Origin of the sequence: Mumia xiangluensis (assembly GCF_010994095.1) — a bacterium.
Classification (GTDB): domain Bacteria; phylum Actinomycetota; class Actinomycetes; order Propionibacteriales; family Nocardioidaceae; genus Mumia; species Mumia xiangluensis.
In genome coordinates this window covers 109,055-134,507 of record NZ_WJYO01000003.1, presented here as the reverse complement: position 1 = coordinate 134,507, position 25,453 = coordinate 109,055, and the positions used below count along the sequence as shown (strand labels likewise).

27 protein-coding genes are annotated in these 25,453 nt (G+C 71.5%); 17 read left to right on the top strand and 10 right to left on the bottom strand.

Annotation, left to right across the window (positions count from 1 at the left end):
• Positions 1 to 33: 33 nt before the first annotated feature.
• A complete protein-coding gene (locus tag GH747_RS10965; protein ID WP_149769639.1) occupies positions 34 to 348 on the bottom strand; it encodes a 4a-hydroxytetrahydrobiopterin dehydratase in 315 nt (104 codons plus the stop codon).
• A gap of 72 nt (positions 349 to 420) precedes the next feature.
• On the opposite strand from GH747_RS10965, the gene GH747_RS22265 reads away from it, so the two are divergent.
• Positions 421 to 1,137, top strand: a complete 717-nt coding sequence (locus tag GH747_RS22265) for a (deoxy)nucleoside triphosphate pyrophosphohydrolase (protein WP_228552886.1) — start codon at positions 421 to 423, stop codon at positions 1,135 to 1,137.
• A 166-nt stretch (positions 1,138 to 1,303) separates the two neighbouring features.
• On the opposite strand, the gene GH747_RS10955 is transcribed toward GH747_RS22265, so the two are convergent.
• The 4 genes from GH747_RS10955 to GH747_RS10940 all read right to left on the bottom strand — a co-directional run bounded on the left by GH747_RS10955 (position 1,304) and on the right by GH747_RS10940 (position 7,207).
• Positions 1,304 to 3,430: a S9 family peptidase gene (locus tag GH747_RS10955; RefSeq protein WP_149769638.1), complete on the bottom strand. Its 2,127-nt coding sequence runs from the start codon at positions 3,428 to 3,430 to the stop codon at positions 1,304 to 1,306.
• A gap of 23 nt (positions 3,431 to 3,453) precedes the next feature.
• A complete protein-coding gene (locus GH747_RS10950; protein WP_149769637.1) occupies positions 3,454 to 4,617 on the bottom strand; it encodes a zinc-binding dehydrogenase in 1,164 nt (387 codons plus the stop codon).
• Complete coding sequence (locus tag GH747_RS10945; RefSeq protein WP_149769636.1) at positions 4,614 to 6,110, bottom strand: flavin-containing monooxygenase; 1,497 nt, start codon at positions 6,108 to 6,110, stop codon at positions 4,614 to 4,616. Before GH747_RS10945 ends, GH747_RS10950 begins: the two co-directional genes overlap by 4 nt.
• A gap of 101 nt (positions 6,111 to 6,211) precedes the next feature.
• Positions 6,212 to 7,207 (bottom strand): AraC family transcriptional regulator, encoded by a 996-nt coding sequence (locus tag GH747_RS10940; protein WP_228552912.1) that lies wholly within the window; start codon positions 7,205 to 7,207, stop codon positions 6,212 to 6,214.
• A 33-nt stretch (positions 7,208 to 7,240) separates the two neighbouring features.
• Here GH747_RS10940 and mshB point away from each other — a divergent pair, with 33 nt between their 5' ends.
• From mshB to GH747_RS10920, 4 genes are read left to right on the top strand one after another with little or no spacing between them, the layout of a single operon-like run.
• Positions 7,241 to 8,155: an N-acetyl-1-D-myo-inositol-2-amino-2-deoxy-alpha-D-glucopyranoside deacetylase gene (gene mshB / locus GH747_RS10935; protein ID WP_149769634.1), complete on the top strand. Its 915-nt coding sequence runs from the start codon at positions 7,241 to 7,243 to the stop codon at positions 8,153 to 8,155.
• A gap of 10 nt (positions 8,156 to 8,165) precedes the next feature.
• Positions 8,166 to 8,552, top strand: a complete 387-nt coding sequence (locus GH747_RS10930; RefSeq protein ID WP_149769633.1) for a DUF6113 family protein — start codon at positions 8,166 to 8,168, stop codon at positions 8,550 to 8,552.
• Positions 8,549 to 9,151 carry a flavin reductase family protein gene (locus GH747_RS10925; RefSeq protein WP_228552885.1) on the top strand — a complete coding sequence of 201 codons (603 nt, stop codon included), beginning with the start codon at positions 8,549 to 8,551 and terminating at the stop codon, positions 9,149 to 9,151. The genes GH747_RS10930 and GH747_RS10925 overlap by 4 nt, the downstream gene beginning before the upstream one ends.
• A gap of 34 nt (positions 9,152 to 9,185) precedes the next feature.
• Positions 9,186 to 10,952, top strand: a complete 1,767-nt coding sequence (locus tag GH747_RS10920) for a VanW family protein (protein ID WP_163695501.1) — start codon at positions 9,186 to 9,188, stop codon at positions 10,950 to 10,952.
• 21 nt (positions 10,953 to 10,973) lie between these two features.
• Here the strand turns inward: GH747_RS10920 and GH747_RS10915 are convergent, their stop codons facing one another.
• Positions 10,974 to 11,987: a GNAT family N-acetyltransferase gene (locus GH747_RS10915; protein ID WP_149769631.1), complete on the bottom strand. Its 1,014-nt coding sequence runs from the start codon at positions 11,985 to 11,987 to the stop codon at positions 10,974 to 10,976.
• A gap of 120 nt (positions 11,988 to 12,107) precedes the next feature.
• Here GH747_RS10915 and fdxA point away from each other — a divergent pair, with 120 nt between their 5' ends.
• From fdxA to GH747_RS10895, 4 genes are all read left to right on the top strand, one after another.
• On the top strand, positions 12,108 to 12,431 hold the full coding sequence (fdxA, locus tag GH747_RS10910) for a ferredoxin (protein ID WP_149769630.1): 324 nt from the start codon (positions 12,108 to 12,110) through the stop codon (positions 12,429 to 12,431).
• A complete protein-coding gene (gene dapC / locus GH747_RS10905; RefSeq protein WP_149769629.1) occupies positions 12,431 to 13,591 on the top strand; it encodes a succinyldiaminopimelate transaminase in 1,161 nt (386 codons plus the stop codon). The genes fdxA and dapC overlap by 1 nt, the downstream gene beginning before the upstream one ends.
• 128 nt (positions 13,592 to 13,719) lie before the next feature.
• Positions 13,720 to 14,745: a hypothetical protein gene (locus GH747_RS10900; protein WP_149769628.1), complete on the top strand. Its 1,026-nt coding sequence runs from the start codon at positions 13,720 to 13,722 to the stop codon at positions 14,743 to 14,745.
• An 87-nt stretch (positions 14,746 to 14,832) separates the two neighbouring features.
• Complete coding sequence (locus GH747_RS10895; RefSeq protein ID WP_149769627.1) at positions 14,833 to 15,426, top strand: hypothetical protein; 594 nt, start codon at positions 14,833 to 14,835, stop codon at positions 15,424 to 15,426.
• Position 15,427: 1 nt separating this feature from the next.
• On the opposite strand, the gene GH747_RS10890 is transcribed toward GH747_RS10895, so the two are convergent.
• Positions 15,428 to 16,405 carry a VldE C-terminal domain-containing protein gene (locus GH747_RS10890; RefSeq protein ID WP_149769626.1) on the bottom strand — a complete coding sequence of 326 codons (978 nt, stop codon included), beginning with the start codon at positions 16,403 to 16,405 and terminating at the stop codon, positions 15,428 to 15,430.
• Positions 16,406 to 16,410: 5 nt separating this feature from the next.
• Entirely contained in the window at positions 16,411 to 17,346 is a 936-nt protein-coding gene (gene dapD, locus GH747_RS10885) for a 2,3,4,5-tetrahydropyridine-2,6-dicarboxylate N-succinyltransferase (protein WP_149769625.1), read from the bottom strand.
• A 74-nt stretch (positions 17,347 to 17,420) separates the two neighbouring features.
• Between dapD and dapE the strand changes: the two genes are divergently transcribed.
• Genes dapE through GH747_RS10855 form a run of 6 tightly spaced genes read left to right on the top strand, consistent with a single transcriptional unit; the run spans position 17,421 to position 21,709 of the window.
• A complete protein-coding gene (gene dapE, locus GH747_RS10880; protein WP_149769624.1) occupies positions 17,421 to 18,503 on the top strand; it encodes a succinyl-diaminopimelate desuccinylase in 1,083 nt (360 codons plus the stop codon).
• Complete coding sequence (locus tag GH747_RS10875) at positions 18,496 to 19,251, top strand: LOG family protein (RefSeq protein ID WP_205602898.1); 756 nt, start codon at positions 18,496 to 18,498, stop codon at positions 19,249 to 19,251. Before dapE ends, GH747_RS10875 begins: the two co-directional genes overlap by 8 nt.
• Before the next feature lie 51 nt (positions 19,252 to 19,302).
• On the top strand, positions 19,303 to 19,902 hold the full coding sequence (locus tag GH747_RS10870) for a TetR/AcrR family transcriptional regulator (protein ID WP_149769623.1): 600 nt from the start codon (positions 19,303 to 19,305) through the stop codon (positions 19,900 to 19,902).
• Positions 19,903 to 19,956: 54 nt separating this feature from the next.
• Positions 19,957 to 20,328, top strand: coding sequence for a DivIVA domain-containing protein (locus tag GH747_RS10865; RefSeq protein WP_228552884.1), 372 nt, complete (start codon positions 19,957 to 19,959; stop codon positions 20,326 to 20,328).
• Positions 20,321 to 20,896 (top strand): DNA-3-methyladenine glycosylase I, encoded by a 576-nt coding sequence (locus tag GH747_RS10860; protein ID WP_149769622.1) that lies wholly within the window; start codon positions 20,321 to 20,323, stop codon positions 20,894 to 20,896. Before GH747_RS10865 ends, GH747_RS10860 begins: the two co-directional genes overlap by 8 nt.
• 15 nt (positions 20,897 to 20,911) lie before the next feature.
• Positions 20,912 to 21,709, top strand: a complete 798-nt coding sequence (locus tag GH747_RS10855) for a M14 family zinc carboxypeptidase (RefSeq protein WP_149769621.1) — start codon at positions 20,912 to 20,914, stop codon at positions 21,707 to 21,709.
• A 69-nt stretch (positions 21,710 to 21,778) separates the two neighbouring features.
• Here GH747_RS10855 and GH747_RS10850 read toward each other — a convergent pair whose 3' ends face one another.
• Complete coding sequence (locus tag GH747_RS10850) at positions 21,779 to 22,573, bottom strand: enoyl-CoA hydratase-related protein (RefSeq protein ID WP_149769620.1); 795 nt, start codon at positions 22,571 to 22,573, stop codon at positions 21,779 to 21,781.
• A gap of 101 nt (positions 22,574 to 22,674) precedes the next feature.
• Here GH747_RS10850 and GH747_RS10845 point away from each other — a divergent pair, with 101 nt between their 5' ends.
• On the top strand, positions 22,675 to 22,836 hold the full coding sequence (locus GH747_RS10845) for a DUF3117 domain-containing protein (RefSeq protein WP_149769619.1): 162 nt from the start codon (positions 22,675 to 22,677) through the stop codon (positions 22,834 to 22,836).
• Positions 22,837 to 23,187: a hypothetical protein gene (locus tag GH747_RS10840; protein ID WP_149769618.1), complete on the top strand. Its 351-nt coding sequence runs from the start codon at positions 22,837 to 22,839 to the stop codon at positions 23,185 to 23,187. It begins immediately after the preceding gene.
• 75 nt (positions 23,188 to 23,262) lie between these two features.
• Here the strand turns inward: GH747_RS10840 and GH747_RS10835 are convergent, their stop codons facing one another.
• Positions 23,263 to 25,422: an alpha/beta hydrolase gene (locus GH747_RS10835; protein ID WP_149769617.1), complete on the bottom strand. Its 2,160-nt coding sequence runs from the start codon at positions 25,420 to 25,422 to the stop codon at positions 23,263 to 23,265.
• Between the last annotated feature and the right edge of the window lie 31 nt (positions 25,423 to 25,453).

The following is a 25,453-nucleotide window of genomic DNA, read 5'->3' as shown; positions in this document are numbered from 1 at the left end:
GTCATGGCCGGCGTCCCGCGCACGCCTCCCGGGTCAGTCGTCGATGCCCGCGGCCAGCTCGTCGATCGTCGCGGCGAGCCCGAAGTCCTTGGCGGTCAGACCACCGGCCGAGTGGGTCGACAGCGTGAAGGTCACCTCGCGCCACCGGATCGTGATGTCGGGATGGTGGCCCGCGGCCTCGGCCGCTGCGGCGACGGCGTCGACCAGGCCGATCCCGTCGAGGTAGGTGGCAGCCCGCACCGAACGGACGATCGTGTCCCCGTCGCGGACCCAGCGTGGCTGGCTCTCCAGCGCGGTCGCGACCTCCGCCTCGGACAGCAGGGTGTCGGAGTGCTCGGATGCGTCCATGTCTCGACCGTACGCGCTCACGCCGTCGTCTGCGGATGGCCGCCCGCGATAGTCTCGCCGGTTGTGGATCCCGTGACCTCTGAGACTCCCGAGCGCACGCCGCCACGCGTCGTGGTGGGCGTGGCGCTGGTGCAGGACGGGCGCGTGCTCGCGGCCCGGCGGACGCGACCGGCGTCAGCCGCGGGCCGGTGGGAGCTGCCCGGAGGCAAGGTCGAGCCGGGGGAGTCGGAGATCGAGGCCGCGCGTCGCGAGGTCGCCGAGGAGCTCGGCTGCGACGTCGCCGTCGGCCGGCGGTTGGCGGGCGAGGTGGAGCTCGCCGGCGGCATGGTGCTGCGTGCCCACGTCGGCGAGGTCGTGTCGGGTGTCCCGGAACCGACCGAGCACGACCTGCTGCGCTGGCTCGGCGCCGAGGAGCTCGACACGGTGCCGTGGCTCGATGCCGACAGACCGTTCCTTCCCGAGATCGCCGAGCTGCTGCGGCGTACGGGGTCGTCCGTGCCCGTCGAGGCCCACTTCGACGAGGGGGAGGACGCCGAGGAGGTGCTCGCGGCGCTGCACGCGGAGGGCTACGCGGCGTACCTGCACCGCGAGGGCTTTGCCGGCGAGGACGACAGCGAGGATCGCGCGTGGCTCGTCCGGGTCGAGGACCCGGCAGCCGCCGTACGCCTCGACGAGCTCGTCGGAGACGTGGACCTGGCGTGGATGGTCGAAGCCGGTACGGCGCCCGCCGCGCCGCCGGCCACGCCCCCGCCGCTCCCGTCGGCCCCGAAACGGCTCAAGCGGGATTGACGCCGGGCTGCACGGCGATCCAGTAGCGCCGCTCGCGTCAGGCCTCACCCGGCTCAGCGACGGTGTGACGCCCCCGGCGCTTCGGTCGACCCGTCGCCGAGGGAGCCAGTTCGGCGCCGACTCGCGGAGTGGCGCCCGGAGAGGTGACCCGGGGACGCCAGGGAGGTCAGGCGCGCAGGGAGCGGCGCAGGAAGTCGACCTGGAGCTGCGCCAGGTTCTCGGCGACGACCTCCTGCGGCGTCATGTGAGTGACGCCGGTCAACGGCAGCACGGCGTGCGGCTTGCCTGCAGCGAGCAGCGCTGACGACAGCCGCAGGGTGTGCGCGACCACGACGTTGTCGTCGACCATGCCGTGCACGATCATCAGCGGCGGCAGGTCCCCGACCTCGTCGAGCCCGTTCAGCAGCGAGTTCGCGTCGTAGACCTCGGGCTGCTCGTCGGGATGCCCCAGGTAGCGCTCGGTGTAGAAGGTGTCGTAGAGCCGCCACTCGGTCACGGGCGCACCCGCGACCGCTGCGTGGAAGACGTCCGGGCGGCGCAGCACGGCAAGCGCGGACAGGTAGCCGCCGTAGGACCAGCCCATGATGCCGACCCGGGTCGGGTCGACGTCGGCACCGTACTTGTCGGCCACCGCCTCGAGCGCGACCACCTGGTCGTCGAGCGTGACGCCCGCGAAGTCGTCACGGATCGCGCGGTCCCACGCGCGGCCACGTCCGGGCGTCCCCCGACCGTCGGCGACCACGACGCAGAAGCCCTGGTCGGCGATCCACTGGGCCTCGAGGTACGCCTTGGCGGAGTGCAGGACGCGCTGCGCGTGCGGACCGCCGTACGGGTTCATGATGATCGGCAGGCGAGCGACGTTGCCGTGCTCGTGCGACCGCGGGAAGATCACGGCCGTGCGGATCGCGTCCTCGCCGGCCTCCAGGAAGCGCACCTCGGGCTGGAAGCCGGGGTCGAGCGGGTTGGACGCGATGGTGCCGACCGTGGAGCCGTTGCGCATGACGGTGACAGCGGGGAACGGTGAGTCGAGCGACGCCCGGACGCGTACGGCGGTGCCTCCGCGCTCGGTCCCCGACCACACGCCTGGCCCGTCGGTGAGCAGGACGACCTCGCCGTCCCAGCCGATCGCGGCGACGTGGACCTCGCGCGGCTCCTCCGACGCCGTGACGATCGCACCGTCCGCGCCGAGGGAGACGACCCGCCGGACCTGCAGCCCCTTGGGCGAGACCGGTGCTCCGTCGACGAACAGCGTCGCGGTGTCGTCGTGGTCCTCGATCGTCACGAGCCGACCGCCCGGCGCGTACGCGGGGACACCCGTCATCAGGTCGACCCAGACGTCGTCGCTCTGCGCCCGCACGAGGGTCGTCTCGCCCGTCTCGAGCTCGACGGCGAGCACCGCGGCATGCTTCTGGTCGCGCGACATGACCTGGACGAGAGGGTCGCCGTGCGGGGTCCAGGAGACGCGGGTGAGGTACGGGAACGTGTCGTGGTCCCAGGCGATCTCGGCGCGCGTGCCGTCGAGGTGCACGAGCCACAGCGACACGTCGGCGTCGTCGGTCCCGGCGGCCGGGTAGCGGTGCTCGACCGGCGGCCGCGAGGGATCGGCCGGATCGGCGACGAACCAGGTCGCGACCGGCGACTCGTCGTAGCGCTCCACCAGCAGCGACTCGCCGTCGGGGGCCCACCAGTAGCCGCGGTGACGGTCCATCTCCTCGGCGGCGACGAACTCGGCGAGTCCCCACGCCACGTGCTCGCCGTCAGGCTCGACGACCGGGTAGTCGAGCGTGCCGTCGACGCCGATCACGCGCAGCGCGCCGTCGGCGACGTACGCGACGCGACGGCCGGTCGGGTCGACGCGTGGGTCGATCGCGGCACCCGCGGTCGGCAGCGCGGCCGCCTGGCCGGAGTCCGTACGGCAGACCCACACCTTGCCCGACAGGGCGAACGCGGCGACCGTGCACGCCTCGTCCATCGAGTACGCGACGACCCCGGCGGCCGACTCGCGGCTGCGCTCACGGCGCGCTCGCTCCTCTGCTGACAGCTCCTCGCCGCCGTCCCCGAGCAGCGTGGTGGCATCGGCGAGGCAGGCCTCCTCACCGGTCTCGGCGTCGAACGCCCACAGCGACCCGGTGCGGGTCGAGCCGTCGGGCGTACGGACGAAGAAGACCTTCGACCCGTCCGGGCTCACGGTCAGGTCGCGCGGGACGCCGAGCGTGAAGCGCAGCGACCGCGCCTGCAGCCGCGGGTAGGACACGTTCTCCACGAGAGGGGACTCGTCAGCGGGACTCGTCATGCCTCCGAGCGTATCGGGGCGGGTCAGGGCACCGAGACGTCGCTCGCCGGATCGATCAGGATCTTCGCGTGGCGCTCCGGGTCCCCGAGGGCCTCGAACGCGGCGGCGACACCGTCGAGACCCACGGTGCCCGTCAGCAGCGGCGACGGGTCGATCGTGCCGTCCGCGATCATGTGGAGCGTCTCGTAGAACTCGTCCGGGCCGTAGGCGAAGACGAACCGCAGGTCGATCTCCTTGTTGATCGCCATCGACGGACGGAACGTGTCCGGCTCCATGCACACCCCGACGACCACGACGCGCGACAGCAGCGGCGCGTGCGTGATGACGTCCTCGATCATCCCCAGCACACCGACGCACTCGAAGACGACCGGTCCGCGCGGCGTCGCACCGACCTTCTCGGCGGCGCGCATCACGCGCCACCACGGGAGGCCCGGGACGCGTCGGAGCACCTTCATGGTGTCCATGCCGAGCTCGATCAGGCTCGGAGCGGTCCGGAGGTGGCCCTTGCGCTCGCCGTACGCCGTCCACGGCGCGTGGACCCGCGGGTCCACCACGATGTCGGCGCCGCACCGGGTCGCGAGGCTCCGCCGCGCTGCCGACAGGTCGCTCGCCACGACCGTGCGCACGCCGGCTGCCTTGAGCATGAGGATCACCGCGAGCCCGATCGGTCCGCAACCGACGACGATCGCGACGTCCTTCTTGCGGACCTCGCTGCGGCGTACGGCGTGGTACGCGACGGCGAGCGGCTCGGTCGTCGCGGCGTGGTCGTCGCTCACGCCGTCCGGGATCGGCATCGTCATGACCTCGGACACGAGCATCTTCTCGGCGTAGCCGCCTGGCGCGCGGACCGAGAGCCCGGTCAGGTGAGCCCCGTCGTCGTGGCGGAGCACCGGGAGCGACACCACGCGGGTGCCGATCGGCCACGACTCGCGGCACCCCGGCCCGTAGCCGAGGACGCGCCCGGCGAACTCGTGGCCCATCACGACCGTCTGCTCGGCGCGCATGAACGCGTCGTACCCGATCTCGGCGGCGCCGTCGGCGGTGAGGTCGCTGTGGGTGCGTGCGTGCAGGTCGGACCCGCAGATCCCGCACCGCGTGACCTCGATCAGGACCTGGCCGCGCGCGGGGACGGGGTCGGGGACCTCGGCGACCGCGAGCTCGCCGCGGTGGCAGGTGACGACCCTCATGCGCTCGCGCCCGTGCCCGCGCTCGTACGCGTCCGGTTGCGCGCCGACCGGCTCCAGGCGAGGCCGTCGTCGAGGTCGGCACGGTTCGTCGCCCACGCGTCGACGACGACGTTCTGCCGCATCGACCACGGGTAGTCGGACGTCGCGCGCGGCTGCAGGTGCGCCCCACGGCGGATGTAGCCGGACTCCATGTCGAACAGCGGGCGGGAGTCCGGGGTGCCGTCGATCACGGGTGTCACCGTGTCGGCGCCGGAGTCGCGGAGACGGTTGACGATGCGGGCGACCAGGCGCGCGGTCATGTCCGAGCGCATCGTCCAGGAGAGGTTGATGTAGCCGATGCAGAACGCCAGGTTGGGGACGCCGCTGAGCATCGTGGCGCGGTACGCGTAGGTGTGCGCGAGGTCGACCGGAGTCCCGTCGAGGCTGATCCGCGTCCCACCGAGGAGCTTGAGCGCGAGCCCGGTCGCGGTCACCACGACGTCGGCCTCGACCACCTCTCCGTCGGCGAGGCGGATGCCCTTCTCGACGAAGCGGTCGATGTGACCGGTCACGACGGAAGCCCTGCCGTCGCGGATCGCCGCGAACAGGTCGCCGTCGGGCGAGATGCACAGACGCTGGTCCCACGGCTGGTACGGCGGGGTGAAGTGCGCGTCGACGACCTCCTCCGAGCCGGTCCCCGCGACCGCGCCCTTGCGGAACAGGCCCGCCATCTGCTTCGGCAGGCGACGGCACGCCTGGTAGAAGGTCCACTGCAGCGCGGTGTTCTTGCTCCGCATGGCCAGATGCCCGGCGCGGGCCGGGAGGACCTTGCGCAGTGCGTTGCCGAGTGCGTCCTGCTTCGGCTGCGCCACCACGTACGTCGGGGTCCGCTGCAGCATCGTGACGTGCGCCGCCGTCTCCGCCATGGCGGGCACGACCGTGATCGCGGTGGCGCCGCTGCCCACGACGACGACCCGCTTGCCGGCGTAGTCGAGGTCCTCCGGCCAGAACTGCGGGTGGACGACGCGCCCCGCGAAGTCCTCGACGCCCGCGAAACCGGGGTCGTACGGGGCGTCGTAGTCGTAGTAGCCGCTGCAGAAGAACACGAACCGCGCCTCGTACGTCTCCTCGACCTGGTCGCGTCCCGTGGTGACCGTGACCGTCCAGCGGGCCCGCTCGGCCGACCAGTCGGCGGCGAGGACCTTCGTCGAGACGCGGACGTGGTCGCCGATGCCCGACTCGCGCACCGTGTCGAGCAGGTAGTCGCGGATGTGCGCGCCGTCGACGATCGAGTCCTCGCCGCGCCACGGGCGGAAGGGGAACGAGAGCGTGAAGATGTCGGAGTCCGAGCGCACGCCGGGGTAGCGGAACAGGTCCCAGGTGCCGCCGATCGCGTCACGCGCCTCGAGCAGCGCGTACGTGGTGCCGGGGCTGCGCTCCTGCAGGCGGTACGCCGCGTTGATGCCGGACAGGCCGGCGCCGACGATGAGGACGTCGACGGTGCGGTCGGCCATGGGTTCTCCTTCGGGTGGTCTCGTCCGCGACGGATCGAGGTCCGTCTCGCGTTCGATTGTGACGCGGGCCACGCGGGAGAACTTGACTCTCGACGACAATCTCAGGTGGTGCCGTGGCGGACGGCCCGCGGTGTCTGGCCCCACCATCGCCGAGCGCTCCGGGTCAGCGTCGCCTGCTCGGCGAACCCCACCGCCGCCGAGATCTCGTGCAACGGCATCGAGGTCCGCGTCAGGTAGCGGTGGACGGTCTCGCGACGCACGTCGTCGACGATCTGGGCGAAGCCGGTGCCCCGCTCGGCGAGCCGCCGCTGCAACGTCCGCTCCCCGACGTTGAGGATGCGCGCGACGTGGCTCATCTGCGGCGGGACGAAGGCGAGCGTCTCGTGCACGATCGCGCGGGTCCGGCCCGGGAAGTCCTCGAGCTCAGGCGGCAGCACCGACTCGAGGTACGCCATCGCGCGGGCGCGGTTCGCCTCGTCCGCACCGGCGATCGGCGTGGACGCGAAGTCTGCCGGGATGCGCAGGTACGTCGTCGCGGCGCCGGTCACGACGGGGACGCCGAAGAAGTCCTCGTACGCCGTGAGCGGTGCGACGGGCTCGTACGACAGGTGGATCGACCGCAGCCCGTAGCCGGGTCCCGTGATCTCGACGAACGTGCGGTGCACGAACCCGATCCCGGCATCCATCGCCTGCACGGGCGGCTCGGCGCCGACGTCCTGCGCGTACGAGAAGGCGGCGGTCTCCGGCGCGCCGCTGGGATCGGGTCCGAGGCCGACGTGGATGGTGTCGGCGTGGAAGCGCAGGTAGCGTGCGACGGCCGCCAGCGCTTCCCCGGTGGTCGGCGAGTTGACGAGGACGATCGCGAGCGGCCCGAGCAGGTCGAGCCCGTGACGGGCCGCCATGCGCAGGCCGAGATCCGGGCACGCGAGGGCGTGCGCGCTCTCCTCGAGGAGGTCGGCGAGCAGCCAGTCGGCGACGAGGATGTCGTCCTCGTCGAGCACCGCCGGGTCGAGGCCCACGCGGCGCGCCAGCGCGTCGGCGTCGCCGCCGAGCGACTCGACGACCGCGCGGAAGCCCTTCACGCCCGCTGACCGCATCGTCGCCACGGGTCGGAGTCTAGGCTTGCCTGCATGTCCGACCTCCCCGATCGCCGCATGCTCCTCGTCCACGCGCACCCCGACGACGAGACGATCACCACCGGCGCCACGATGGCCAAGTACGCCGCGGAGGGCGCGCACGTCACGCTCGTGACCTGCACGCTCGGCGAGATGGGCGAGGTCCTCGTCCCCGAGCTCGCGCACCTGGCCGCGGACCGTGACGACCGGCTCGGCGAGCACCGGATCACCGAGCGCGACGCCGCGATGAAGATCCTCGGTATCACGGACACGCGGTGGCTCGGCGGCGCTGGCACGTACCGCGACTCGGGCATGGCCTGGTCGGAGTCCGGCGCGGCGACCGTCGCCCCCGACGTCGCGCCCAACGCGTTCTGGCTCGCCGACCTGCGCGAGGCGGCCGACCATCTCGTCGCGATCATCCGTGAGATCCGGCCGCAGGTCCTGATCACGTACGACGACTTCGGCAACTACGGTCACCCTGACCACGTCCAGGCGCACCGGGTGGCGACGTACGCGGTCGCACTCGCGGCCACCCCGTCGTACCGGCAGGACCTCGGAGAGTCCTGGGACGTCGCGAAGGTCTACTGGACGACGAGCTCCGAGTCGTGGCTGCGCGAGGGCCTGCGCCGACTGCGCGCGGCCGGCGACCACACGACGTTCGAGGGCATGGACCCCGACAGCGACCTCTCGTTCATGGCGGTGCCGGACGACCAGATCGCTGCCTCCGTGGTGGCTGACGAGTACGCCGAGGCGAAGATCGACGCGATGCGCGCCTACCCGACGCAGATCCAGGTCGACAGCCCGTTCTTCGCGCTCTCGAACAACCTCGGCGCCTACGTGTGGGGGACGGAGTTCTACCGGATCGCGAAGGGCACGCCGGTCCCGGGGGAGGACGCGTTGGAGCATGACCTCTTCGCCGGCACGCGGTAGGCGAGCCGGAGTGCCGCGACCCCTCGCGCTCGCCCTCGCCGCGCTCCTCGGCGTGGCGCTGTGCGTCGCGGGTCTCGTCGTGCACCGGCACGTCGACGCGTCGATCCCGTGGGGGCTGGTCCTCACGCTCGCGACGGTCGTGGTGACGATCCGAGCGGCGGGGTACGCCGTCGGCAAGGCGGGTGCCTACGTGCTGGCCGGCGCGTACGCGGTCGTGCTGTTCCTGGGGACGTCGTCGCGGCCGGAGGGCGACTACCTGGTGGCCGCCGACACGCTGGGCTACGCGTTCCTCCTCGGGTCGCTCGCAGCCCTCGTGGTGGGCATCGTCTGGACGACACGAGGCGCGGGTCACACCGTCCCCGGTCCGGCGGGCGGTCCCCGTACGCTGGGATCGTGAACTCCGCGTCCCACCCTCTGGATCCCGCGACGTCACGGGCCTTCCGTGACGTCCTGGGCCGCTTCGCCAGCGGTGTGACCGTCGTGACGAGCGTCGCCGACGGGGTCGACCATGCGATGACGGCGAGCGCCTTCACGTCGGTCTCGCTCGACCCCGCGCTCGTGCTCGTCGTCGTGGACCGTCGCAACCGGTTCCACGACGCCGTGCTCGACTCGGGCACGTGGGGCGTCTCGATCCTGTCGGAGGACGGCCAGGACGACGCGACGTGGCTCGCGCACCGGGGCCGCCCGCTGGAGGACCAGCTCGCCCGGGTGCCGCACCACCGCGGCGCCGAGACCGGTGCCGCGCTGCTCGACCGCGGCATCGCCTGGCTCGAGTGCACCACCTGGCAGACGTACGACGGTGGTGACCACACGATCGTCGTCGGGCAGGTCCTCGCCGCCTCCGTCCGCAGCGATGCGGAACAGTCTGGTCTCGATCTGGACCAGACCCGGCTCGGCGAGCCGCTGCTCTACTACCGTTCGCACTACGGTGCCCTCGTGCGCTCTCCCGAGAGCGAGAAGAACTCGGGCCCGTCGCCGGTCGAGCAGCATCGCTGACCGGCACGCACTCCCCGGAACACGAGGACACCCATTGGCCACCGCACCGACGCTCTCCGAGCAGGACCCGACGCTCCAGGAGCAGAGCCGCAAGCGCGGCAACATCATCGCCCTGATCGTGCTCGCCGCGGTCGGGATCGTCGTCGTGGTCGGCTACGTGGTGCTCCATTTCGCGACCTCCGACCGGGTGCCGTCGGGGACCGAGATCGGAGGCGTCGACGTCGGGATGCTCTCCCTCGACGAGGCCCGCAGCACGCTCGGCGACGCGCTGAAGGAGCCGGCGGCTGAGCCCGTCCGGATCGTGCGCGGCAAGAAGACGTACGAGCTGACGCCCAAGGAGGCGGGCCTCGCGGTCGACCTCGATGCCTCGATCGACCAGACGGGTGCTGCGTCGTCCGTCTGGAACCCCCTCACCATGATCGACGTGCTGATCGGGTCCGAGGACTTCCCGGTGGAGCTCGACGTGGACCAGAAGACTCTCGACAGCGCCGTGGTGTCGATCGCGGAGGACACCGACCGCGAGGTCGCCGAAGGACGCATCGACTTCCCCGACGGTCGCCCCGAGGTCACGGAGCCGAAGGCCGGCCGCGCGGTCGACCAGGAGGCGACGGTGGCGATGGTGCGCGATGCCTACCCGCTCGAGCACACCGCGCTGGAGCTCCCCGTCGACTCGCTGGAGCCCAGCGTCACCAGCGACGACCTGACGGCGGCCGTGTCCGAGGTCGCCGAGCCGGCCGTCTCCGGGCCGGTCAAGATCGTGGTCGGCAAGAAGTCGGCCGAGCTCGAACCCGCCGACTACGCCGCGGCGCTCAGCATCCAGGTGACCGACGGCAAGCTCGAGCCGGTCCTCGACCCCAAGAAGCTCGCCGAGCCGCTGGCGGAGGCGACCTCGGGCATCGGGACGCCGGCGAAGGACGCCACGATCGCGATCCGCAACGGCGCACCGACCGTCGTTCCCGGCACGCCGGGTGTCGGCGTCGCGGCTGCCGACGTCGCGACGGCGATCGTCCCCGTGCTCGCGAAGTCCGGCGACGAGCGGGTCCTGACTGTCGAGGCCTCGAAGAAGCAGCCCGACCGTACGACCGACGACCTCAAGAAGCTCGCGATCGTCGAGAAGGTCAGCTCGTTCACCACGCGGTTCCCCTACGCCACCTACCGCAACATCAACCAGGGCCGCGCCGCCGAGCTCGTGAACGGCACGATCCTGGAGCCCGGCGAGACGTTCAGCTTCAACGACACCGTCGGTGAGCGCACCGCCGCGAACGGCTTCACGGCAGGCTTCATGATCAGCAACGGCGTCTTCCGCGAGGACCTCGGCGGCGGCGTCTCGCAGGTGGCGACAACCCTCTACAACGCGGGCTTCTTCGCCGGGCTCGAGGACGTGAACCACAAGCCGCACAGCTTCTACATCGACCGCTACCCGGTCGGTCGTGAGGCGACCGTCGCCTGGCCGACGCTCGACCTGAAGTTCAAGAACACGACCGATCACGGCATCTACATCCAGGCGTGGGTCAACAAGAGCACGCCGTCGTCCCAGGGCTCCATGAACGTCACCATGTGGGGCACCAAGAAGTGGGACGTCACCGCGGGCGTGTCGAGCAAGCGCAACTTCCGCTCACCGGCGACGCGCTACGACGCGACCGACAAGTGCGTCCCGCAGTCCGGCGTGACCGGGTTCGACATCGACGTCTACCGGACGTTCAAGATCGACGGCAAGGTCGTCGACCGCGAGACGATCACCGCGAACTACAACGCCGCCGACAACGTCAAGTGCCAGAAGCCGCCGAAGAAGCGCGACTGACACCCGCGCCGATCTCGCGACTCACGCGGGTGGGGTGACGTACCTGTACGAGTGGTGCGTCACGAAGCCGTACCCCGCGTAGAGCGAGAGCGCAGGCGTGTTGTGGCGCATGGTCTGCAGGTAGACCTTGTCCGCGCCGCGCTCGGCGGCCCAGCGGGTGCTCTCCTCGAGCAGCCGGGCAGCGTGCCCGCGCCTGCGCGCGTGCGGGAGCGTGTGGACGCTGGAGAGCCCTGCCCACTCGCCGGTGACGACGATGCGCGCCACGGCCTCGACGCCCTCGGCTCCCTCGACGACCGCGAAGCCGACCACCGGGGGGGACGCGAGCACGAAGCCGACGTCCTCGCTGGTCACGGAGGTGGTGTCGCGCTCGGCGGCCTCGAGCCACGCATCGGTCAGGGCGTCGTCGATCCGGACCTGGGGCGTACGGGCCGGGTCCGCGTCCGTGGTGGTCACGGCCGGCGCAGCCTCGATCGTGGCCACGTCGGCGACCTGGACCACGGCGTGGTCGTGGGTGCCGCCGATGCCGACCCAGCCTGCGTCTGCGAACCGTGCGGCCCAGACGGTCTCGTCGATGACCTGGGCCTTCGCCGGGAGGTCGTGCGAGGCGTAGTAGGCCTGCACGTGGGCGAGCGCCTCAGGCAGCGGCGTACCGGGGTCTCCGTGGACCGCCACGGAGTTCGCGCGCCCGGTGAAGCCCCCGGAGGCGCGGAGCGTCCACTCGCCGAGCGGCTCGGAGAACCGCGGCGGCCAACCGCGGGTGCAGATCCGGGCGAGCTCCTCGGGCGAGAAGTCTCCCGCCGGCCGCGTGCGGACCCGGGCACGGCCGTCGGGCACGGCTTTGGCAGCGACGACACCGGCGGTGTCGACCTCGACCTCGGAGCCGTCCCGGCGCTGGATGCGCAGGCGCGCGCCGTCGTGCTCGAGCAGCCGTCCGATGACGTCGGTGTAGGCGGGTCCGCCGGTCGGGCCCCGCTCGCCGGGCACGGTCGACCGGACGACGACGCGCTGCCCGACGAGGGCGTCGTAACGGCTCACGGGTAGTCTCCTCAGTGAAATTGGAACAGCGTTCCGTCCGTAAGGCGGACCTTACGCACGGGCCCTCCACGCCGAGGGTGATACTAGTTCCGACAGCTCGACAGAAGGAGTGGACCCCTCGTGACGTATGTCATCGCTCAGCCGTGCGTGGACCTCAAGGACCGTGCCTGCGTGGACGAGTGTCCGGTCGACTGCATCTACGAAGGCAAGCGGATGCTCTACATCCATCCCGACGAGTGCGTCGACTGCGGCGCATGCGAGCCGGTGTGCCCTGTGGAGGCGATCTTCTACGAAGACGACACTCCTGAGGAGTGGAAGGACTACTACACCGCCAACGTCGACTTCTTCGACGACCTGGGCTCGCCCGGCGGTGCCGCCAAGATGGGGGCGATCGACAAGGATCACCCGATGATCGCCGCACTGCCCCCGCAGAACCAGGACTGATGCTCGACCCGACATCGTCTGCGCCGCCACGCCCGAGCGTGGCGGCGCGTCTGTCGTCCGGAGCGGTCTCGCAGCGCCTGCCCGACTTTCCGTGGGACTCGCTGGCCGAGGTCAAGGCGCGTGCTGCCGCGCACCCTGACGGGATCGTGGACCTGTCGATCGGGACGCCGGTCGACTCCACACCACTCGTCGCCCAGGTCGCGCTCACCGCCGCGGCCGATGCGCCCGGCTACCCGCAGACGGTCGGTACGCCCGCGCTGCGGCAGTCCGCCGTCGACTGGCTGGCGCGCCGGCACGGCGTCACCGGGCTCGACATCGACGGTGTGCTCCCGGCGATCGGCTCCAAGGAGCTCATCGGCGCGATGGCCCTGCACCTCGGGCTCGGCGCCGGCGACACGGTCGTGATCCCGGAGCTCGCCTACCCGACGTACGCGGTGGGTGCGCGTCTCGCCGGTTGCGACGTCGTGGTCTCCGACTCCACCGTCGCGCTCGGCCCCACGGCCCCCGCGATCATGTGGATCAACTCGCCGTCCAACCCCAGCGGGCGCGTCCTCGGCGCCGACCACCTCCGCAAGACCGTGGAGTGGGCGCGTGAGCGAGGCGTGCTGCTGATCTCGGACGAGTGCTACCTCGAGTGCGCCTGGGACACCGTCCCGCAGTCGATCCTCCACCCCGACATCAGCGGCGGCTCGCACGACGGCATCCTCGCGGTCCACTCGCTGTCGAAGCGGTCGAACCTCGCGGGCTACCGCGCGGCCTTCGTCGCCGGTGACACGGCGATCGTCAAGGAGCTGCTCGAGGTCCGCAAGAACCTCGGCCTCATCATGCCGGGGCCGATCCAGCACGCGATGCGCGCGACCCTCGACGACGACACCCACGCCGATGCGCAGCACGCGCTGTACGCCGCGCGCCGAGCCGTGCTGCGTGACGCCCTGCTCGGCGCCGGGTTCCGGATCGACCACTCCGAGGCCGCGCTCTACCTGTGGGCGACCCGTGACGAGCCAGCGCGCGACACGGTGGCAGCGCTGGCCGAGATCGGCGTGCTCGTGGCGCCCGGCGAGTTCTACGGTGCCGCCGGCGCCCGTCACGTCCGCATCGCGTTCACCGCGACCGACGAACGCATCGCGACAGCGGCGGACAGGCTCGCCTCCTTCGCCTGATCGCGCGACGCGCCGAGGGTCTCTCGCGTGTCGGTTGCGGACAGGTGGCCCCTGACCTCGATAGCCTCGCAAGGGAGAGCGTGGGGACCGCATTCCCTGCGCCGTACCTCAACGGAGGAGATCGGTCGATGAGCGACCCCCAGAACCCGCCCGGCGGCGAGCCGAACGACGGCCAGCCGGGCAGCACGCCCTCCGGGGGCGAACCGCCGAGCGGACCGCCCCCGTACGAGCCTCCGCCCGGGCCGCCCGGTGGATACCCGCCGCCGCCCCCGCAGGGCCCTCCTCCGCAGGGGCCGCCGCCCCAGGGTCCGCCGCCCGGCGGCTACGGACCCCCTCCGCAGGGCCCGCCGCCCGGCGGTGGCTACGGCCAGCCGCCGCAGGGCCCGCCCGGTGGCTACGGACCTCCGCCCGGTGGCGGCTACCCGCCTCCGCCCGGAGGCTACGGTCCGCCTCCCGGCTACACCGGTGGACCTGAGGCGTACGGCGAGCCCCCGGCGCTGAGCGTCGGCGACGCGATCTCGTACGGCTGGAACAAGTTCAAGGCGAACTGGGCCGTCTGGGTCGTGATCACGCTCATCTTCTTCGTGATCCAGGCCGTCATCGGCGGTATCGGCACCGCTGCGCAGTCCGGCAGCGACAGCGCCATGGACAACGGCGTGTGGGCGGCTGCCGGCGGGTTCTCGTTCCTCGCGCTGCTGTTCAACCTCCTGAACACGCTCGTGAGCTGGCTCATGCAGGCCGCCCAGACTAAGGGCGCGCTGGCCGAGACCGAGGGCCGCAAGCCGGGCATCGGCGACTTCTTCCAGTGGGGAGACCGCGCCGGTGCGGTCATCCTGACCTTCCTGCTGCTCGCCGTCCTGTCGTTCGTCGGCTTCCTCCTGTGCATCCTGCCGGGCATCATCTTCACGTTCTTCGCCTGGTACACGCTGTGGTTCGTCCTGGACCAGCGGCAGAGCCCGATCGACGCCCTGCAGTCGAGCTTCAAGCTCGTCGGCAACAACCTCGGCCCGATCTTCCTGCTGGCGCTGGCCCTCATCGGCATCAACATCCTCGGTGCGATCCTCTGCCTCGTGGGTCTGCTGGTGACGGTCCCGCTGACGCTGCTCGCGACCGGCTACAGCTACAAGTTCCTGACTCGTCAGCCGATCGGCTGACGGGAGGACGACCGATCTCGAGGGGTCGCGGCGATCTCGCCGCAACCCCTCGAGATCGCTGCGTCTCCGGACCCTAGACTCCGCGGCATGACGTCTCGGATCGCCGCCCTGTCGTTGCTCGTCGGTCTCGCGCTCACCGGCTGCGGCAGCGCGGGGGACGCCGTCGACTCCCCCGGGAGCGAGGCCACCGGTACGCCTGCCTCGGCGTCCACGACGTCGGTGCCCGCAGCCGACGGTGAGACGGTCGAGGGCGACGGCTACTCCTACCGCATCCCCGAAGGCTGGGGCGAGCCCGACGAGGAGGTCGCGGGCTTCGACCCGGACACGCTGATCTCCCAGGACGACGTCTCCGACGGTTTCGGCGACAACCTCAACGTCCTGAAGCTGCCTGCCCCACCCGATGCCGACGCCGACGCGGTCGAGGAGCAGGCGCTGCAGGAGCTGCGCGCCGTGGGCGCCACGGAGGTGGAGGTCGGTGAACGCGCGGTGATCGACGGTGCCGAGGCCGCGCACGTGAGCGGGGTGATGTCGCTCGGCAGTCAGAAGTACACGATCGAGCAGTACTACCCCGTACGCGACGACAGCCTGTACGTCGCGACGTTCTCGTTCAGCCCGACGGTCGACCAGGCCGCCCGCGACGATCTCGCGCGCTCGGTGCTCGCGTCGTGGCAGTGGAGCTGAGTCAGGCCACGTCGACGTGCACGTGGTCGCGGTGCTCCAGGATCGCCCGGTCCCCGCTCCGGTCGGGGACCGTGTAGTCGCGCCAGCCCTGCTGCGAGCGTCGCGCCGTCCAGATCTTCGCGTCGAAGATGACCGTGGCGATGCCGAGGCGATCAGCGTTCGCCACGAGGTACTGCGCGACTGCCCAGCCGTCCTTGGTGTTCTCCGGGGTCACCGGCCTGAAGAACACGTCGACGGCCTTCCCCTCGTAGTGCTTCGAGCCCTCCGAGTGGCCCGTGCTGACGCCCTCGGGCGCGTAGCCCCCGGTCGGGAGCCGCCCGAACGCCTCCCGCAGGTCGACCCGTACGGCGTCTGCCGCGGGCGTCAGCCCGTTCGTCCCGGGAGCAGCGGTCTCGGCCTCGGCCGGTCTGATCTCGCACGAGAACGCCGCCGGTGAGTTGCCGGGGAGCGCCGACGCGAGCGCACGGCCGTACGCCTCGTGGTCGGCGTACGCCTCAGGGAAGCCCGACCGCTGGACCGCCTGCGCCGCCTCGGTGACCGACATCGAGCGGTAGCCGTCGACCTTCTCGAGCCCGTCGTAGAAGCGGTTGATCGCGTACCGCGGCCGCATGATCTGCTCGGGGGTGCCCCAGCCTTGCGAGGGGCGCTGCTGGAAGAGTCCGAGGGAGTCGCGGTCGCCGTAGTCGATGTTGTGGAGCTTCGACTCCTGGAACGCCGTCGCGATGGCGATCGTCACCGCGCGCGCGGGCAGACCCCGGCGTACGGCGATGGCGGCGATCAGCGACGCGTGCTCGGCCTGCTCGAGGTCCAGCGTCGCGGAGGTCTCGCCGACCTCGACGGTGCACTCCTCGCCGCGCAGCGTGGGGACGAATCCGCTGCGGGCGAGCACGGCGATGCCTGCGGCCACCACCCCGACGAGGACGAGGAGGACGAGCAGGGCGACACCGGCACGACCCGAGCGTCGTGCGATGGCGTCCATGGCGCTCAGTTGGCGTGCAGCGCCGCGTTGAGCTCGATCCCGGAGCCGGTGCGCGGGCGCACCTCGAGGCGGCCCGTCTCCGAGTTCGTGAGGAAGAGCAGCCCGTCGCGCCCCGACAGCTCGGACGCCTTCACGACGCTGCCGTCCGGGAGCGTCACCTTGGCGCCCGCGGTGACGTAGCAGCCGGCGGCGACGACGCAGTCGTCCCCGAGCGAGATGCCGATGCCGGCGTTCGCGCCGAGGAGGCAGTTGCGGCCGAGGCTGATGACCTGCTTGCCGCCACCCGACAGCGTGCCCATGATCGACGCGCCCCCGCCGATGTCGGTGCCGTCGCCGACGACCACACCGGCACTGATGCGGCCCTCGACCATCGCGTGGCCGAGCGTGCCCGCGTTGAAGTTCACGAAGCCCTCGTGCATCACGGTCGTGCCCTCGGCGAGGTGGGCGCCGAGGCGGACGCGGTCGGCGTCGCCGATGCGGACGCCGCTGGGCACCACGTAGTCGGTCATCCGCGGGAACTTGTCGACGCTCGTCACCGCCACGTGGAGGCCGGCCGCACGGGCGCGCAGGCGCGTCTCCTCGAATCCGGCGACCGCGCACGGCCCGATCGTCGTCCAGACCACGTTGGCGAGCAGCCCGAACAGGCCGTCCAGGTTGGCACCGTGCGGCTGGACGAGTCGGTGCGAGAGCAGGTGGAGGCGCAGATAGGCGTCGTACGCGTCCGCCGGCGGTGCGGCCAGGTCCGCGATCTCGATCCGGACGAACGTCTTCCGGACTTGGCGTACGTCGTCGGCGCCCTCGAGCGCCGTCAGCCCGGTCGGCTCAGCCGTCCCGTCGTACGCGCCGAGGGCCGGATTCGGGTACCAGACGTCGAGGACAGTGCCGTCCTCGGTCAGGGTGGCGATCCCGTAGGCCCAGGCTGGCTGCACAGTGGAGGTCATGCGAGACAGGCTATCGAGCGACCCCAGCGCGCCGAGCCGCACCGTTGCGCCGTGGACGTGATGGGATGGGCGACATGATCTCGCTCGACCTCGACGCCGACGTCGTCTCCCTGACGGCTGCCCTCGTCGACATCCCCTCCGAGAGTCGCCAGGAGGCGGCGATCGCGGACGCCGTCGAGGCCGCCCTGCGTGCGTACGCCCACCTCGACGTGGTGCGCGACGGGCACACCGTCGTCGCTCGCACCAGCCTCGGCCGCGACAGCCGTGTCGTCATCGCAGGGCACCTCGACACCGTCCCCGCCAACGACAACTTCCCGTCGCGGCTCGACGGCGACCAGCTGTGGGGGCTCGGCTCGTGCGACATGAAGGGCGGCGTCGCCGTCGCCCTGCGTGCTGCCGCCCAGCTCCCCGAGCCTGTCCGCGACGTGACCTACGTGTTCTACGAGGCCGAGGAGATCGAGGCGTCCGCCAACGGGCTCGGCCGACTCGCCCGTGAGCGGCCCGAGCTCCTCGCCGGTGACTTCGCGATCCTCATGGAGCCGTCGAACTCCGTGATCGAGGCCGGGTGCCAGGGTGTGGTGCGCGTCGACGTGATCGCCCGCGGGGAGCGAGCCCACGTGGCCCGCTCCTGGATGGGCAGCAACGCGATCCACCTGCTCGAGCCGGTGCTTCAGCGGCTCGTCGCCGCGGTCCGCCGTACGCCGGTCATCGACGGCCTGACCTACCACGAGGGCCTCAACGCCGTCGCCGTGTCGGGCGGCGTCGCGTCGAACGTCGTGCCCGACGAGGCTCGCGTCTCGCTGAGCTATCGCTTCGCGCCGGACCGTACGGAGGCGGAGGCGCTCGAGTACCTCCAGGAGCTCTTCTCCGGCTTCGAGGTCGTCGTCACCGACTCGTCGCCCGCTGCCGCGCCCGGCCTGGACCGCCCGGCGGCCGCAGCCTTCGTCAAGGCGATGGGCGTCGAGGTCAACCCGAAGTTCGGGTGGACCGACGTCGCGCAGTTCACCACGATCGGCGTGCCGGCCGTCAACTTCGGGCCCGGTGACCCGCTGCTCGCCCACAAGCAGGACGAACGCGTCCCTGTCGACCAGCTCCGTCTGACGGAGCAGCGCCTGTTCCGCTGGCTGCGGGGCGAAGAAGGAGGCCGTGATGAGTGACGACGTGCGCGACCAGATGGACGCCGAGATTCACGACGACGAGCGGGTCAAGGGCCCGGTGCTGCTGCGCCGCGACCAGATCCCCGCCACCACGACCGACCAGCGGCTGCTGGACGACTCGGGCCGGGCCGACTGGCTGCACACCGACCCGTGGCGGGTCATGCGTATCCAGGCGGAGTTCGTCGAGGGGTTCGGTGCGCTCGCGAAGCTCGGTCCCGCGGTGAGCGTCTTCGGGTCTGCCCGGACGAAGCCCGACTCGCCCTTCTACACCGCTGCCGAGGACCTGGGCCGACGTTTCGCCGAGGCGGGTATCGGCGTGATCACCGGCGGCGGCCCCGGGATCATGGAGGCCGCGAACCGCGGCGCCTGCGAGGCCGGTGGAGTCTCCGTGGGCCTCGGCATCGAGCTGCCGTTCGAGGAGCGCATGAACCCCTGGGTCGACCTCGGGGTGCACTTCCGCTACTTCTTCGCCCGCAAGACGATGTTCGTGAAGTACGCACAGGGTTTCGTGGTGTTCCCCGGCGGGTACGGCACGTTCGACGAGCTCTTCGAGGCGCTGACGCTGGCGCAGACCCGCAAGGTGACGCAGTTCCCGGTGGTCCTGTACGGCACGGCGTACTGGGCGGGCCTGATCGACTGGTTGCGCTCGGCGGTGCTCGAGCACGGCGCGATCTCCTCGGCAGACGTCGACCGGCTGATCGTGACGGACGACCTGGACGAGGTCGTCGCGCAGTTCGTGCCCTCCTGACAGGCGGCGTGCGGCACAATCAGGGGGACAAGGTCGAAGGACGGAGAACACGTGCGGGTCTCGTCGGAGGAACGACGCGAACAGCTCATCGAGGCCGCTCTGGTCGTGGCGAAGCGTGAGGGCGTGGGCGGGGTCAGCACCCGTACGGTCGCCGCCGAGGCCGGAGCCACCCCCGGGATCGTGCACTACGTCTTCTCGTCGATGGAGGAGCTGCTGCGCGCGATGATCTCGCGGATGGCCGAGGACTACGTCGTCAGCGTCAGCGAGCTGCCGCCCCCCGACGAGGCTGACGTGACAGGGCTCCTCGAGCAGAGCTTCAGCCACATGTGGTCCTCCGTCGAGACCGACCCTGAGGGGCACCTGCTGACCTTCGAGGTCGCCGCCCACGCGCTTCGCAACGCCGGCTTCGACGACCTCGCCCGGTGGCAGTACGACACCTATCGCGCGGTCGCTGCTCAGGCGCTGGAGCAGGTGGCCTCGGTCTGCAAGATCGAGTGGACGGTGCCGGTCGAGCTGCTGGCGCGGATGGTCGTCGCGATCAACGACGGTGTCGTGCTGGCGTGGCTGGTCGACCGGGACGCCGCCAAGGCTCGCGAGGTGTACGGGACGTTCATCCGCCAGTTCGCCACGTTCGCGCGGCCGCTCGCGTAGTCCGCGCGGCGGGCGCGGTCCCGGCTCGTCGCACGTCCATGGCACGATCGTGGCGTGATCTGGATCGGAGTGGTCGTCGTCGCGGTGCTCGTGGGTGCTGCCGTCACGTGGATCGCCGGACGCACCGGGGCACTCGCTCCGCTGCCGTCCTCGCGCCGGGACGTCCTCGTGCCCGCCGACCGCGCGCTGACGGCCGAGGACCTGCGCGCGGTGCGCTTCAGCTGGGCGTGGCGCGGCTACGCCCGCGACGAGGTCGATGCGCTGCTCGATCGGCTGGAGCGAGATCTGGCCTCGCGTGCGACGCCTGAGGCCGAGGCGCCCGGGCCAGCGCCCGAGCCAGCGCCCGAGCCCGAGCCCAAGCCCGCGCCCAAGCCAGCGCCAGCGCCAGCGCCCAAGCCCGAGCTGCGTGAGGGCGCAGATGAGTGACGCGGTGATCGGGCCCGACGGCCTGGCGCGGTGCCCGTGGGGCGCGACGCCGGGGGAGATGCAGACCTACCACGACACCGAGTGGGGTCAGCCCGTCCGCGACGAGCGGGGCCTGTTCGAGCGCCTGACCCTCGAGGCGTTCCAGTCGGGTCTCTCGTGGGCGATCGTGCTGCGGAAGCGGCCTCGTTTTCGCGAGGTCTTCGCCGACTTCGATCCGGCCGTCGTCGCCGCGTACGACGGCAGGCGGGTCGCCGAGCTGCTCGACGACGCCGGCATCATCCGCAACCGCACGAAGGTCGAGGCGACGATCGCCAACGCCACCGCCGTGCGCGCGCTCGACGGCGGCTTCGCTGAGCTCGTGTGGTCCTTCGCGCCGGCGCCGCGCCCGCGGCCCGCCACGCTCGAGGACGTGCCCGCGGTGACTCCTGAGTCGAAGGCGCTCGCGGCGGGGCTCAAGAAGCGCGGTTTCGTCTTCGTGGGACCGACGACGGCGTACGCGATGATGCAGGCCACCGGGATGGTCGACGACCACCTCGCCGACTGCCACGTGCGGGTTTCGACGAGCTGAGCAAGGATCGGCGTCATGGTCCGAGCACCGCGTGGCGCCCTCGTCGGCACCGTCCTCTCGGGGGTGGCTCTCGCCCTCGTCGCACCGTCGCCCGCCGAGGCCGCGGTGGTGGACTCCTCACCCCGTACGGCGGCACCGCGCCCTGCGGTCGTCGAGCGCGTCGTCATCGGGCACTCCCGCAAGGGCCGGGAGATCCTGGCGTTCCGGCTGGGCGACCCCGACGCGAAGCGGTCGGCCGTGGTGATCGCGGCGATGCATGGAGACGAGCGCAAGCCGCAGGCCATCCTGCGCAACCTGCGCGACGGGGCTCCCATCACCGGCCTCGACCTGTGGGTGATCCCCAGCGCCAACCCTGACGGGGTCGCGCGCAAGGCTCGACGCAACGCCCGTGGCGTCGACCTCAACCGCAACTTCCCCCGCAGGTGGAAGCGGTCGAAGCGCGGCCCGACGTGGTCCGGTCCGAGCGCGGCCTCGGAGCCGGAGACGAAGGCGATGATGCGGTTCCTCCGCAAGGTCCAGCCGGACCAGGTCGTGTCGTTCCACCAGCCGCTGTATGGGATCGACACCAGCGGTACCGGCAACCGCCCGCTCGCGCGGCGCCTCGCCAAGCACCTGCGGCTCCCGAAGAGGACCTTCTCCTGCGGCTCCGGGTGCCACGGCACGATGTCGCAGTGGTTCAACCACCGGCTCGACGGTCAGCTCGTCACTGTCGAGCTCGGCCGGCGCCCGACCAAGGCGTACCTGACCCGCACCGCTCCGCGCGGCCTGCTGAAGGCCCTTGGCGGCCGCCGCCCCGTCCCGTCCACGATTTGACGGGTTCCGCAAGGAATTCGGCAGCGGTTTCCTTGCGGAACCCGTCAAATCGCGGACGGGACGGACGTCTCAGCGACCGACGAAGGTCGGCTTCTCCTTCGCGAGGAACGCGTCGACGGCGACCTTGTGGTCCTCCGACGCGCCGGTCAGCGCCATCAGGCGAGCCTCGTTGGCGAGGGACTCGGGCAGCGAGTGGCTGGCCGAGAACGCGAGTGCCCGCTTCAGCGACGCGTACGCGAGGGTCGGCCCGTTCGCGAGCCGCGCCGCGAGGTCCTGGACGGTCCCCGCGAACGCGTCGTCGGCGACCACCTGGGTCGCGAGCCCCAGCTGCAGCGCCTCCTCGGCGCGGATGGTCCGGGGGAGCAGGAGCAGCTCGGTCGCCTTAGGCAGCCCGACGAGCCGCTGCAGCGTCCACGAGGCACCGGTGTCGGCCGACAGCGCGATCCCGGCGAAGGCGAGGTTGAACCCGGCCGACTCCGCCACGATGCGGAAGTCCGCCGCGAACGCGATCGAGGCCCCCGCACCGGCGGCGATCCCGTTGACGGCGGCGATCACCGGCTTCGGCATCGTGGTGATCGCGAGTACCATCGGGTTGTAGTGCTCCTCGACGGTGGAGTTCAGCTGACCCCCCTCGCGCATCTGGGCGACGTGCTCCTTGAGGTCCTGACCTGCGCTGAAGGCGCGTCCGGATCCGGTCAGGACGACGCAGCGGACGGCGTCGTCGGCGGCCGCCGTGTGGAGGTAGTCACGGAACGCGACCTTGGTCGCGTCGTCGAAGGAGTTGAGGGAATCGGGGCGCGCCAGAGTGATCGTGGCGACCCCGTCGACGACCTCGTACGAGACGGGAGCATGGGGTTCGGTCATGGCCTCAGTCTGCCGCATTCACTCCTGACGCTGGCGTGCGCGATAATGGGTGTATTCAAAGGTGCACGCGCCCGCGCTGCGCACGGAGGAGAGGGGAACGCATGGCGGCCATGAAGCCTCGGACCGGGGACGGCCCGCTGGAGGTCACCAAGGAAGGACGCTGCATCGTGATGCGGGTTCCGCTCGAAGGTGGCGGACGACTCGTCGTCGAGCTGACCAACGACGAAGCCTCCGATCTCGGCGACGCCCTGAAGGCTGTCTGAGTGGCCTCGCAGCCCGGTCTGACGGTCCGATGGTCGCTGCGTGACGCCCCCGTCGGCACGCTCGACCAGCTGAAGACCTACGTCCGGGACACCTCCCACGATCGGTTCACCGGCATGGACGGCCTCGCGTACAAGACCTGGCGTGCCCGTGAGGGTGCTTGGTTCGAAGGCGTGTACGTGTTCGTCGACGATGCTTCTCGCGCCGCCTTCCAGGAGTCTTTCGCGGCCACCGCGGAAACCGCCCCTGGGTCGCAGATCATCGGGAGCGGGCCGGAGCTGATCGAGGAGTGCGAGGTCGTGGCGATCGCAGAGGGTGCAGGGGGCTTCGTGCCCACCCCGTCCTTCGGCTAGCCCGCACGACACAGGACTGCGGTAGTCCACGGTCGGGATCCGACCGCGGACTACCGCAGTTCGTGGTGCCTGCACTCAGACGAGGTCGGCGAGCATCGCTGCCGCACGGTCAGCGCCGTCGGTCTCCACTGCCGGTCCCGCCGGGACAGTACGCAGCTCCGCGAGCAGCGCGGCAGTGAGCTGGTCCGGATCGACGGCGTCCTCGTACGCGAGACGCCGGCCGGCGCCGTACTGCGCGAGCCGCTGCGGCACGTGGACGTTCTGCTCGAAGTGGTGGCGCAGCGGGACGTACACGAACGGCACGCGCTGCGCGGTGAGCTCCATGCACGTCGTCAGGCCGCCCTGCACGAGGGCGACGTCGGCGGCGCCGAGGTGCCGGTGCAGGTCCGGCACGAACCCGCGCACGTGCACCCCGCGGCGGCGCGGGAGCGTACGCGGGTCGATCCGTGGGCCGGTGACCACGAGGAACCGGAGGCGCGGTTCTTCGCGGCGCAGTCGAGGCACGGCGTCGAGCACACGTCGCAGGAACGCCTCACCGACGCCGGAACCGCCCACCGTGACGACGCACAGCAGCTCGTCCGGCCCGACGCCGACCGTCGCGCGAATCGCGGCGCGGTCGGCCTCGCTCACCGGCTCGAACCCGGTGACGTAGCCGGTGAACGCGAAGTGGTCCTGGGTCCACTCGCGGATCCCCGGCAGCCCGGGTCCGAAGGTCTGGTCGACGACGTCGGCCGGGTTGCCGACGAACAGCGAACGGTCGCGGATGCGCGCGAGGCGGGCCCGCTGCTCGAGCATCTCGGCGTTGTAGTCCGCTGTGAGCGCCGCCTCGGCCGCACCGCCGTCGGGCATCGGCATCCACCCGACGAAGTCGGTCAGCCACGCGAACGCGAACCGTTTCAGCTCGGGGTTCTCGTGGAGGTAGTAGTCGACGTCCCAGGCTTCGTCGCCCACCACCAGGTCGTACGGCTCGGCGCTCACGAGGTCGTCGAACACCCCGAAGTTGGCGACGAGGATCTCGTCCATCCGGCGGATCGCCTGGAAGGCGTGCAGGTCGTGCTCGGCGGCCTCGTCCTCGATGTGGGCGCACTCGCTGGCAAGGTGCGCCGATGCGGGGTGGACCCGCTCGCCCGCCCGCTCGAGGACGCCGGTCGCGGGCGCCTGCGTCAGCCAGTCGATCTGGAGCTCGGGGCGCCGCTTGCGGAGGGCGTCGGCGATCGCGATGTCGCGCCGGACGTGGCCGAGGCCGATCGGGGACGTGAGGAACAGCGCGCGAGGGGTACGGCGGCCCGCGCGCGTCCAGGTCGTACGGACGGGATCGGGCGCTCCGGGCCACAGACGCTCCAGGAACCGGCCCATCGCGCGGTTGACGACGACGGGCTCGCGGCTGTGCGGAGCGTGCCCACCGCCCTCGATCGTCAGCAGCGAGCCGTGCATCGCGTCCGCGAGCGCCACGGCCTCGGTGCTGGGACGGACGTGGTCGTCGTCGCCGTGGATCACCAGCAGGGGGACGTCGACCGCGGTGACGGCCTGCGCGAACCCCGGGCGACGGCACACCGTGCGTGCCAGCTCGGTGTCGACGAGCCGCTCGGGTCCGATCTCGTGCCCCCACCCGACGCAGTCCTCGATCTGCTTGGTCGAGTGCGGCTCGGTGTACATCCGGCCGAAGAAGAACCTCAGGAACGCGTCGTAGTCGCCGTGGAGCCAGGTGTGGCGGTTGTACGATGCCCAGCCGGTCAGGTCCGGCGTGCGGGGGGCGTCGGCGGGCTCGGGCGGGTCGGCCAGGAAGACCGCCTGGTCACGTTCCTTCAGACCCGGGACCAGCCCGACAGCCGGGCCGATCGCGACGATCCCGGCGACCCGTTCGCGCGCCTCGAGGGCGAGCGCCAGCGACCACGCTACGCCGCACGAGAACCCGACAACGGCCACCGGCGCGGTGTCGTCGGGTCCGCGGCGCGTCGCGTCGAGCACAGCCAGGGCGTCGGCGACGAACTCCTCGTCGAGGTACGCGCGCTCGCCGACCGGGCGGTCGGAGGCGCCGGAGCCTCGCCCGTCGAAGGTCACCACGCGATAGCGCCGGGCGAGGTACGGCACCTGCGCCTTCCAGGAGCGCGACGTGATGATCGACCAGGTCGGCATCAGGAGGACGGTGTGCGGTGCGTCGCCGAACACCTCGTACGCCAGTCTCACGCTGTCGCGCTCGACGAATCCCGTGCTGTCGGGTTCCCTGGCTCGCATCGCTCTCCTCCCGCCGACGGGCCGCAGCACC